7 protein-coding genes and 1 pseudogene are annotated in these 10,312 nt (G+C 73.0%); 1 reads left to right on the forward strand and 7 read right to left on the reverse strand.

Annotation, left to right across the window (positions count from 1 at the left end):
- Both D6689_03560 and D6689_03565 read right to left on the reverse strand, forming a co-directional pair.
- The gene (locus D6689_03560; protein RMH44050.1) at positions 1–1,518 is read right to left on the reverse strand and encodes a serine/threonine protein kinase; all 1,518 of its coding nucleotides are present in this window, start codon (positions 1,516–1,518) and stop codon (positions 1–3) included.
- Positions 1,494–1,619: pseudogene (locus D6689_03565) on the reverse strand (tRNA pseudouridine(38-40) synthase TruA). The gene D6689_03560 and the pseudogene D6689_03565 overlap by 25 nt, the downstream one beginning before the upstream one ends.
- 170 nt (positions 1,620–1,789) lie before the next feature.
- On the opposite strand from D6689_03565, the gene D6689_03570 reads away from it, so the two are divergent.
- Positions 1,790–3,043 (forward strand): adenosylhomocysteinase, encoded by a 1,254-nt coding sequence (locus D6689_03570; protein ID RMH44051.1) that lies wholly within the window; start codon positions 1,790–1,792, stop codon positions 3,041–3,043.
- Positions 3,044–3,104: 61 nt separating this feature from the next.
- Here the strand turns inward: D6689_03570 and D6689_03575 are convergent, their stop codons facing one another.
- From D6689_03575 to D6689_03595, 5 genes are all read right to left on the reverse strand, one after another.
- Positions 3,105–4,847 (reverse strand): hypothetical protein, encoded by a 1,743-nt coding sequence (locus tag D6689_03575; GenBank protein ID RMH44052.1) that lies wholly within the window; start codon positions 4,845–4,847, stop codon positions 3,105–3,107.
- A 17-nt stretch (positions 4,848–4,864) separates the two neighbouring features.
- Positions 4,865–5,434, reverse strand: coding sequence for a tetratricopeptide repeat protein (locus D6689_03580; GenBank protein ID RMH44053.1), 570 nt, complete (start codon positions 5,432–5,434; stop codon positions 4,865–4,867).
- A gap of 28 nt (positions 5,435–5,462) precedes the next feature.
- Positions 5,463–7,427, reverse strand: coding sequence for a hypothetical protein (locus tag D6689_03585; protein RMH44054.1), 1,965 nt, complete (start codon positions 7,425–7,427; stop codon positions 5,463–5,465).
- 88 nt (positions 7,428–7,515) lie between these two features.
- Positions 7,516–8,937, reverse strand: coding sequence for an exo-alpha-sialidase (locus tag D6689_03590; protein RMH44055.1), 1,422 nt, complete (start codon positions 8,935–8,937; stop codon positions 7,516–7,518).
- 210 nt (positions 8,938–9,147) lie between these two features.
- The coding region (locus tag D6689_03595) for a hypothetical protein (protein RMH44056.1) at positions 9,148–10,312 on the reverse strand (1,165 nt) is incomplete at its 5' end.

Here is a 10,312-nt window from a genome sequence, read left to right on the forward strand (position 1 = left end):
TCATTGCCCCTTGCGCTTGCGCACCGGGTTGCCCATCAGCTCGCCGCCGACCGTGTCGTCGATCGCGTCGCCGCTACCCGGCTCCGGCGGCGACTCCGGCGGGCGCCGGCGAACCAGCGACTTTTTGCGGTGGCCGCGCCGGGCCCGCACGAGGCGGATCACCTGCGGCGCGGTGTCGACCAGCGGGTTGATGCGGACCTCGGCGTCGTCGTAGCCATCCAGTTCGAAGATCAACGGCACGACCGCGTCCTTGCGGACGGCGCGCCACGTACACGGCGTCGCCGAGCAGATCATGCGCTGGCCGCCGTCGGCCCACACGGTCGCGCCGGGCGGCCGCGACCGCAACTCGATGTCGACCGTTTCCGGCTGCGGCGGCGCCGCGTCGGGGGCGCCGGCAGCCGCCGCCCGGGTGCGCTCCGCCGCGGCATCCGGTGCGGCCGCGGGTACGGCGGCCGCCGGCCGGGGCTCGTCGCCGCCGAGCAGCGCCATCGCCGTCACCGCCATCGCCGCGACGATCACCGCGACCGCCGCGACCCACGCCGCGGTGCGCGAGCGGCCGGCGCGGCGCAGCGCCCACATCGACTCGCGCGTCGCCTGGACCGGACCGCCGCCGGCCAGCGCCCGGAGGTCGTCGGCCAGCTCGTCCATCGTCTGGTACCTCTCGGCCGGATCCTTGGCGAGCGCCTTGAGGATGATCGCCTCGAGCGCGGGGGGAATGTCGAGGTCCGGCCGCACTTCGCGCGGCGGTCGCGGCGGCTGCGACAGCACCTGCGAGATGATGTTGAGGTAGTTCGTGCCGGTAAACGGCACCTGGCCGGTCGCCAGCTCGTACATGATGACGCCGAGCGCGTAGATGTCGATCCGGTGGTCGAGCTGCTCGTCGCCGCGCGCCTGCTCGGGCGACATGTACAGCGGCGTGCCCAGCACCATCCCGGTCTGCGTGAGTCGGGGCGACGCCGCGCCGTCGTCGTCGGCCGGCCGCAGCGCCTTCGAGATGCCGAAGTCGACGACCTTGACCACGTCCGGGTCGTCGTCGCGCGCGATCAGGAACACGTTGTCCGGCTTGACGTCGCGGTGGACGATGCCCTTTTTGTGCGCGGCCCCGAGCGCGCTCGCGATCTGCACGCAGATGTGCGCGATCCGCGGCGCCGGCATCGGTCCCTCGTCGGCCAGCCGCCGGCTCAGCGACGCGCCCTCGAGGTACTCCATCACGACGAACCGTCTGCCGTCGGCCGTCTCGCCGAAGTCGGTGATGTCGACGATGTTCGGGTGGCCGATCGAAGACGCGAGGCGCGCTTCCTGCTCGAGCCGCGCGATCACCTGCTCCTTGTTCGCGTACTTGTCGAGCAGCACCTTGACGGCCACGCGCTTGCCGATCAGCGTGTGGCGCGCCTCGTACACCGCGCCCATCCCGCCGACGCCGATCTGGCGCGTGATCTCGTAGCGGCCCGCGAGGACCTGCCCGACGAGCGCTTCGCGCTCGCCCGTCGACAGCGGGGCGGGCGAGGCCGCCTGCATCTGCTGGGACCGCGTCGCGACCGCCGTTCGGGCGCCGGCCAGCTCCGTATCGGCCGGCGCGGGGGTCGGGTCGCCGCTCGGCGCCGGGGTACCCGCGCCACCTGTGTCGGGGGGGATAGGTGGCCCGCCCCGCGCGTCCCGGCCGTCGCCGTTGCCCATCGATGGGTCGATCGTAGGCGGCCCCCGAGGGGTTTTCAACCGCAAGCCAGCGACCCGGCGTGCGCGCCGTCGGCCCCGCGCGCGGCGCGCACCTGTGCTATAAGCGGCCGCCATGAATTACAAGGTTGCCGACATCAAGCTCGCCGACGCCGGTCGGCTCAAGATCGAGTGGGCGGAGTCGCGGATGCCCGTGTTGATGCAACTCCGCGAGCAGGGCAAGAAGGACAAGCCGCTGGCCGGTATGCGCATCGCGGGGTGCCTGCACGTCACGAAGGAGACCGCGGTGCTCGTGCGCACGCTCATCGCCGCGGGCGCCGAAGTGAGCTGGTCGGGCTGCAATCCGCTGTCGACCAACGACGAGGTCGCGGCCGCGCTCGCCGCCGAGGGCGTGCCGGTGTACGCGTGGCACGGCCTGTCGACCGAGGAGTTTTACTGGTGTATCGAGCGGACGCTCGACTTCCAGCCGACGCTGACCCTCGACGACGGCGCCGATCTCATCTTCACGATCCACAACAAGCACCCGGACCTCGCGGCCAAGGTGATCGGCGGCACGGAGGAGACCACCACGGGGGTCCACCGGCTGCGCGCGATGGCGGCCGACGGCAAGCTGAAGTACCCGGTCTACGCGGTCAACGACAGCGAGACCAAGTGGGATTTCGACAACGTCTACGGAACGGGACAGTCGTCGCTCGACGGCATCCTGCGCGCCAGCAGCGTGCTGTTGGCCGGCAAGACCTTCGTGGTCGGCGGCTACGGTCACTGCGGCCGCGGCGTCGCGATGCGCGCCAAGGGCATGGGGGCGAACGTCGTCGTCACCGAGGTCAAGCCGACCGCGGCGCTCAAGGCGGTGCTCGAGGGCTTCCGGGTCATGCCCATGGATGAAGCCGCCAAGATCGGCGACATCTTCATCACCGCCACCGGCATGAAGGACGTGATCGTCGGCCGCCACTTCGACGTGATGAAGGACGGTGCGCTGGTGTGCAACACCGGGCACTACGACTGCGAGATCAATCTCGAGGACCTCGCGCAGCGCGCCAAGGGCAAGCGCGAGATTCGCGCGAACAACGAGGAGTACACGCTCGCGGACGGCCGGCGCATCTACGTGCTCGGCCAGGGGCGTCTGATCAACCTCGCTGCGGCCGAGGGCCATCCATCAGAGGTGATGGACATGTCGTTCGCCAACCAGTACCTGGCGCTGTGCCGGCTCGCGCAGGGCAAGGAGAAGCTCGAAAACAAGGTGTACGAGCTGCCGCCCGAGCTGGATCAAGAACTGGCCGGGATCAAGCTGTCGACGATGGGCATCGCGATCGACCAGCTCACGCCCGAGCAGATCGCGTACGAGACGGACTACGCGGCGGGCACCTGACCTGCCGCGCGCGCGGGGTTCGGCGGCGCGAGGCGGACCGCCGGGGGTGGGCGCGCCTCCGTCAGTACAGGCAGACTGCCGTATCGCCGGCGGTGGTGCACGCGCCGCCGAGCGGGCACGGCACGGCCGCGGCCGGATCGCACGCGACCCAGCAGCGGGGCGCGCCGTCGGCGCCGGCGGCGCAGGCCAGCCCGTCGTCGCACGGGGCGTCGTCCGCGCGGCCGCAGCGCGCGCCCAGATGCCCGTCGGTCGTCTCTGCGTCCGCGTACACGATTCGGCCGCGCACGCCGCCGCCGTCCGTGTCCGGCGGCGCCATGCTCGCGTCGGACCACGCGAGCGCGAACGCATCCGCCAGCGCCGCGATCGATGGGCCATCCTGGTCCCCCGGCAGCGTCGTGTTCGCGATCGCGGGGGCGCCGATCGGGAGTCCGGTCGGATCGAGCGCACGAAACCACACGCCACAGCCCTGGCCGTCGCCGTCGGCGCCGCACTGGCTCCACACCGCGCCGACGACGCCGTCGCCGCGGCGCGCCAGCGCGGGAGCGGTCGAGTTGAACGCAGGTTGTATGTCGAACGGGTGGATGATCGCACCCCCGACCGCGGCGCCGTTCGGCGCGGCGTAGCGGCCGATGACCAATGCGCCCGCGGCCAGACGGGGATCGTCGCCGGTGCGCACATTGTAGGCGATCAGCGCGGTGTCGGCCGACAGCGCGACGACCTTGGGCGCGAACGCGTCACCGTCGGCGAACGTCGTGATGCGCGCATTGCCGACCGACGCCGGCGTTCCGTCGTCGCGGAAGAACCGCGCGCGCACGTTCGCCGGCGCGAAGAAGTCGTCGGCTTGCGTCCACACCGCGACGAAGCTGCGGCCAGTCGGACCGCCGGCGACGTGCGGCAAATCGGCCCGGCCCGATTCCGGGCCGCTCACCGCGAAGTCGAGGTCGTCCCCGGTGACCGTATTGGTAACCGGCTGCCCTTGGCTCGACAGCAGCCGCCCGCGCACGAACGCCCCGCCGTCGCCATCGCTTTCGATCCACGCGACGAGGTACTCGCCGGTCGCCAGCGCGGTCACCGCCGGGGCGCGCGGCGACTGGCCGCCGGTCGACACGACCGTCTCGAACGCCGACACGTGCGCTCCGCGGTCGGTGATCGCGACTGCCTTGATCGCGTCCGACGTCTGCCACGCAATGAGGGCCGTCGTTCCGTTGGACGCGACCGCGGGCACGGCGGTGAACTCGTCGGTCCGGTTTGCGATGAACTCACCGTCGTCCATCGTCGTGTCGTTGACCGCTGGCGTGCCGGTGGCGTCGAACCGGCGCGCGAGCACGTCACAGCGCCCGAGCGTGGCGCAGTCGTTGACGTACGTGGCCACGAACCCATCGGCGAGCGGCGCGAGCTGCCGGCCCGACAGGTTCGGGTCGAACGTGAGCCTCTGCGTACCCGCGATCGCGTCGTTGATCGGAAAGTCCGTCGGCTCGAGCAGCACGTCGGCGTCGGCGCGGCCGTCGGGGACGATGGCGACCGTGGTCGCACCGCGGCCGCGAAGGGCGCCCTCGCCGTCGAGCCCGTCGACCTCGACGGTCAGGTCGCCGGCGCGCCCGGTCGGCGTCACGGTGAACGTCACCGGCGGCGCCCGGCCTTCGAGATCGAACTGCTCGGACACCGCGGCCGTGGCGTTGCGCACCGTCACCGCGAGTCGCGCGAGGCGCGTCACGGCGGGCCGGGCGCGCACCGTGACCACGACGACCGTCACCGGGTCCGGGTCGCCGCACGCGAGCAGCGCGAGCCCGACCGCGCACCCCATCGCCAGCCCCCGACCCGTCATTTGGGGAAGTCCAGATTGCCCAGGTCCGACGGGGGAATGCCGCCGCCGTCGTCGCTGCGGGCGACAGCGTAGGCGCCGAGGCCGAGGGCGACGACCGCGACGCCGCCCGCGACGTACCACCAGCGGCTCGTGCGCCGTGCCGTTCGCGCCGGCGGCGCGGGGGCCGTGGCCGGTTCCGCGAGTCGCCGGCCGTCGCGGAGCCGGCGCTGTCGTCGTCGCCGGCGCTCGAGATCGCGGATCAGCGCTTCGACCGCGGCGCGGTTGGGCGCGTTCGGCGCGAGCTTGAGGTACTTGCGGTACGTGAAGATCGCGTCGTCGAGGTTGCCGAGGTTGCGATGGCACTGCGCGACGTTGAACAAGAACTGCGGCAGCGGCTTGGCCTCGAAGGCGGCCTCGTACTCGGCGAGCGCCTCGCGGAACCGGCCGAGGGCAAACAGCGCCTCGCCGCGTTCGAAGTGCGCCCGCGCCCGCGCGGTGGCCCGGTCCGGGCGCTCGTCCGCCTGTGCCGCGGGCGGCGGGACGATCGAGGCGACGACGACGGCGACGGCGAGCGCGGCGCGAGACATGGTGATCGGTGCCGGGGCGGGCGGCGAGTCAGCGGGCTTCGAACGGGTTGAGCGTATCCTCCGGGTCGATGGTAGCCGGTTTGGGCGGGAGCCGGGGGGGCGCGGCGTCGGGTCGTGGCGCCGCGCTCGCGGCGGGGTGTCGAGACGCGCCGGCGTCGGCACGGGGGACGGGCTCCGCGTCGAGGGGGCGCAGCTCGACGTGGCGCGCGCTCGGAGGACTCGCGAGCGGCACGCGCACGGTCTGCGGTGCGTAGCCGCGGCGCCGCACGATGAACTCGCGGTCGACCAACGAACCGCCGTCGCCCGGATCGATCGCCACGTCGCACGGGGTGCGGCACCGGCGCACTCCGTCTCGCGCCGCGATCACGTCGGCGCCCGGCGGCGACGACGTGATCCGGATGGTGACGAGCGCCGGCGGCGCGGGCGCGGCCGGCGACGTCAGCGGAAGCGGTGTCGCGACCGGCCGGCTTTCGACCGGCACGGCGGCCGACTGCGCGGGGACAGCCGGCATCGCCGGCGCGCGGTCGCCGCTCGCGGCCAGGTAGAACGCCAGCCCTGCGGCCGCGCCGAGCGCGACGGCACCGGCCGCGAACCCCACCGCCCGCGTCGGTCGACGGCCCGGTCGCCGGGTCGGCGCGGTGACCTCGGCGGCCGCGCGCGCGACCCCGGCGCCCGACCCGGTCGCCGGCGGTAGAGCGTGCGGCGGGGCGACGCCGGCCGCGGGCAGAGCGAACACCGGGGCGCCGGTCTCGATCGCCCCGAGCAGCGCGAGCAAGTCGGCGCGGAGATCCTCCATCGTCGGATAGCGCGCGTCGGGGCTCTTTTCGATGCACCGGAGGATGACCCGTTCCAGGTTCGGATCGATCCCCGCGCCGCCCGCCGTCTGCCGCGGCGGCGTCGGCCGCTCGTTGAGGTGGAGCCGCACGTACTCGCCGAACGATCGCGCGCGAAACATGGGCTCACCGCAAAACAGTTCGTACATGATCGCACCGACCGCGTAGATGTCCGCGCGTCCGTCGACTTGCAGCCCTCCGGCCTGTTCGGGAGACATGTACGCGGGCGTCCCGACGACCGCGCCGGCCTTGGTTTCCCAGCCCACGTCGACGTCGTGCGCGATGAGCTTGGCGACGCCGAAGTCGAGCAGCTTGACGAGGTCGGCGCCGTCGGGCGACGTCACGACGAACACGTTGTCGGGCTTCATGTCGCGGTGGACGATGCCCACGCGGTGAGCCGCCCCGAGGCCGTCGGCGATCTGCGCCAGGAGCGCCAGCGCGCGCGGCACGGTGAGCGCGCCGGGCGCGCGCATCAGCTCCGACAGAGGTTGTCCCCGCAACAGTTCCATGATGATGAACACCGACCCGTCGTCGAGTTCGACGAAGTCGGTCACGTCGACGATGTTGCGGTGGCGAATCTTGTTGACCGCGCGCGCTTCTTGGAAGAACCGCGCGACCGAGTCGCGGCGCTCGGCGTACTGCGGTTTGAGCACCTTCAGCGCGACCTCGCGCCCGAGCTTGATGTGCTCGGCGCGGTAGACCCAGCCCATTCCGCCGCGGCCGATGAGCTCGAGCAGCCGATAGTTGCCGAGCACCCGGCCGACGCTTTCGTGTGGTTGGGTGGAGCCGGCTGCGCGCCGTCGGCGCGGGTGCGCTTCGGCGGGAGAGCTGCCGTCCGCGAGCGGAGACGTATAGCGGCCGGTGGCGTCGTCGCCGGCGCCGCCGACGTCGCCCGGCCGGCGCGTGTGCGGGCGCGCCCTCGCGCGCGGGCTGTCCGCGCGCGTTTCCGCGGCGGCCGATGCTCTCCGCGGCGGCGCGGCGGTGCCGGCAGCCCCGGCCCCCGGGGCCGATGCAGCGGCGCTGTCGAGATCTTCCGTCGGCGCCACCGGAGCGTACCCCGGTGCCGGAGCGAGCGCGCTGCCGTCCTGCGGGCACTGGCCCACTCCCGGCGGATACTTGCTGTGGCAGCGCGGACAGACGAACATGGCACACCCCGGCACCGGCCCGTCGCGGCGCCAAGCAAATCATACGCCGAACGGCCCGCCGACGCCGGTGGGAACGCAACCCGCGTCGCCGGGTGGCGAGGGCTTACGGTCGCCGGCGTCGCCGTCGCCGTCGCCGGGGGATCACGAACAGGGCGGACGCAAACGCGAGGCTGCACCCGCACGTCCCGCCGCCGCCGCCGGACCCGGCGTCCGCGCGTGGCCCGCCGTCGCCGCCCGGCCCGCCGTCGCCGCTCGGCCCCGCGTCGCCGCCCGATCCACCGCACGCCGGACCCGGGTCGATCCCGAACATCGCCGCGAGGGTGCACCAGCGCGCACCCGCGCAGATCTCTGCCTGCGCGGTGCCGGCCGGGCACTGCTTCGGCCCGACGATCTCGCTGAACCGCATCACCGGCGTCCAGCTGTCGCCGCCGTCGGCAGACCGCACGACCGCCGCGCGCACGCTCGGGTCGAGTTCCATGTCCGGATCCCAGTTTTCGCTGCACGCGAACAGCGCGCCGTCGCCTCGCTGCCGTACGCACCAGACCCGGGGCGACACCGCGACCGGCGCCCAGGTTGCGCCGCCGTCGGTCGACCGGTGCAGGCCGCCCAGCGGCGAGCCCGCCAGATAGCGACCGTCGTCGAGTTGGGTGACGCGGATCCGACCGGGCGGGTCGGACTGGTTGGCCACCTCGGCAGTGAGGCTGAGCACGCGGCTCCAGGTCGCGCCGGCGTTCGTCGACCGGTACAGGCTCTGTTTCGTGACGTCCGGGTCGCCCGGTACGCGAGCGAGGACGACGTCCGGGGTCGTGCGGTCGACGACCTCGACGAACAGCTTCGCCTCGGCGGGGAGGCCGGCGGGAGTCACGGCGGTCCAGGTCGCTCCGCCGTCGTTGCTGCGAAACAGCAGCGTCTGTGCCGGCGAGAAGCCCCCGCTGCCGTCCGGTTGCGGGGGCACCCACCCGGATACGTACACGCGGTTGGGATCCGACGGCGCGACGCGGATCGTGTCGAACCAGCCGGTGTCGATGTGCAGGTTGCGCTGGGCGAACGTCGAGCCGTCCGCGCTTCGGTAGACGTCGTTCGGGCTCGCGCCGTCGGACGTGACCGCCCAGACGACGCCGTCGCGGTCGATCGCGATGTCGCCGACGAAGCGCCCATCGAGCGGCCCGCCCACCGGTGCGAACGTGCAGCCGCCGTCGCGCGACACGTGCATGCCGAAGATCGTCGTGTTGAAGATCGTGCCGTCGGGCCGGATTGCGTACACCGGGTCGAACGTGTCGCAGCCGTTGAAGCCGCCGTCCCCCGGGCATGCGGCGTCCTCGCACACCCACTCGAACGTGGCGCCCCCGTCCGTGGACAGCAGGAACCCGAAGGTCACCGCCGCGAGCACCCAGTCGTCGTCGGCTGGATGGAAGCGGACGTCCGTCGGCGTCGGACGGCGCCCGTTGGCGTGTGCGACGGGCGCCGATGCCAGCGCATACGCGGCGACGGCGACAGCGACCAGACAGCGACAAACGGCAGTCATCGGTTCCTCCCGCGGAGCGCATCGACTGTACGGCACGCGTGGGCCGGCGGACAACCGTCATCGTGCGCGCGCGCTCCGCTCGCGGCGCATCGGGACGGCCAGCCGGGGCCGCGGCCGCGGAGCCCGGCGTTCGCGCGGCACGCGTTCCGCCGCGCGCGACCCATCCCAGGCGGTCCGTTCGCGAGCCGGCCCGGCGCCGCGGCGCCGCGGCTAGTACAGATACCCGAGCGTCACATAGCCGCCCAGGTAGCGATCCATCGCGCCGCCGACGTCGAGGCTGTTGAGGTCGCCGTCGCGGCCGCTCGACAGCTTGCCGGCGCCCGGCTGGAATGCGTAGCCGACCGCGGTCACCGTGCCGCCGAGTCGGACGAGCCAGTGCGCCGCGGCCTGGACCTCGACGGCGACGTCGCCCGACACGCCGGTGACCTTCGACTTGCCGTACTGGTCCGGCTCGACGATCTGGCCGGCTTTGACGATCGCCATGAACTTGCCTTCGGCGGCCAACGCGATCCGCCGCGACAGCGGCAGGCGCAGCGCCAGCCCGGGGTCGACGTACGTGTAGGCCACATCCGGGACATCGACCACGACGCCGTCGGGCACGTTCGTCTTGTCGATCGTGAACGACAGCTTGTTGTAGCCCACGCTCGCGATCAGCGACGGGTGGGTGTCCTTGCTGCCGAAGTTGTGGCGATACGCGACGTGGACACCCCAGCGCTGGCGCTGCGTCGGCAGCTTCACCGGGTTCATCTCGGCGTCGGCAATCTGCGACGACAGGCCGATGGAGCGCTCGATGTCGAACAGCACGCCGAGGTTCTTGCCCGCGCCGTCGCCATCGCCGGCCGCGAGGGGATAGACGGCGCCGGACACCACGACGCCGGGGGCGAACGCGCCCTTGTACTGCGACGGCGCCTGATCCATCAGGTCGGGCCGGTAGGTGAACAGCAGGCTGCGCCCGATCGCGCTCGCGCCGACGTGGAGGCTCACGGCGGCGGTGCGTGCGGTCACGCCGCGGCGGTGGCGGCGCGGCTGGCGGTCGTCGTCCGGAGCGCGGTCGCGGTCGTCCCACTCGTCGTCGCGCCGGCGGCCGGCGCGGTCGTCGAACTCGTCGTCGTCGCCGCCGTCGTCCCACGCATCGTCCGCATCGTCGTCGTCCCACGCATCGTCCGCATCGTCGTCGTCCCACGCATCGTCCGCATCGTCGTCGCGCCGATCGGCGCGCACATCCTCGTCGCGGTCGTCGCTTCGAGCGCGCTCGGCCGCCGCCCGGCGGTCGGCGCGGCGGCTCCTGCGTCGTGCGCGGTCGTCGCGGTCGTCCCACTCGTCGTCGCCGCGGCCGTCGCGGTCGTCCCACTCCTCGCCGTCGCGGTCGCCGCGG

The organism is Deltaproteobacteria bacterium (assembly GCA_003696105.1).
In the GTDB taxonomy this organism is placed as follows: Bacteria; Myxococcota_A; Polyangia; order Haliangiales; family J016; genus J016.

Excerpts from the sequence above, each read along its gene's own strand:
- D6689_03570 (RMH44051.1), top strand. The coding sequence starts at position 1,790 with ATGAATTACAAGGTTGCCGACATCAAGCTCGCCGACGCCGGTCGGCTC.
- D6689_03580 (RMH44053.1), bottom strand. The coding sequence starts at position 5,434 with ATGTCTCGCGCCGCGCTCGCCGTCGCCGTCGTCGTCGCCTCGATCGTC.
- D6689_03575 (RMH44052.1), bottom strand. The coding sequence starts at position 4,847 with ATGGGGTGCGCGGTCGGGCTCGCGCTGCTCGCGTGCGGCGACCCGGAC.
- D6689_03560 (RMH44050.1), bottom strand. The coding sequence starts at position 1,518 with ATGCAGGCGGCCTCGCCCGCCCCGCTGTCGACGGGCGAGCGCGAAGCG.
- D6689_03590 (RMH44055.1), bottom strand. The coding sequence starts at position 8,937 with ATGACTGCCGTTTGTCGCTGTCTGGTCGCTGTCGCCGTCGCCGCGTAT.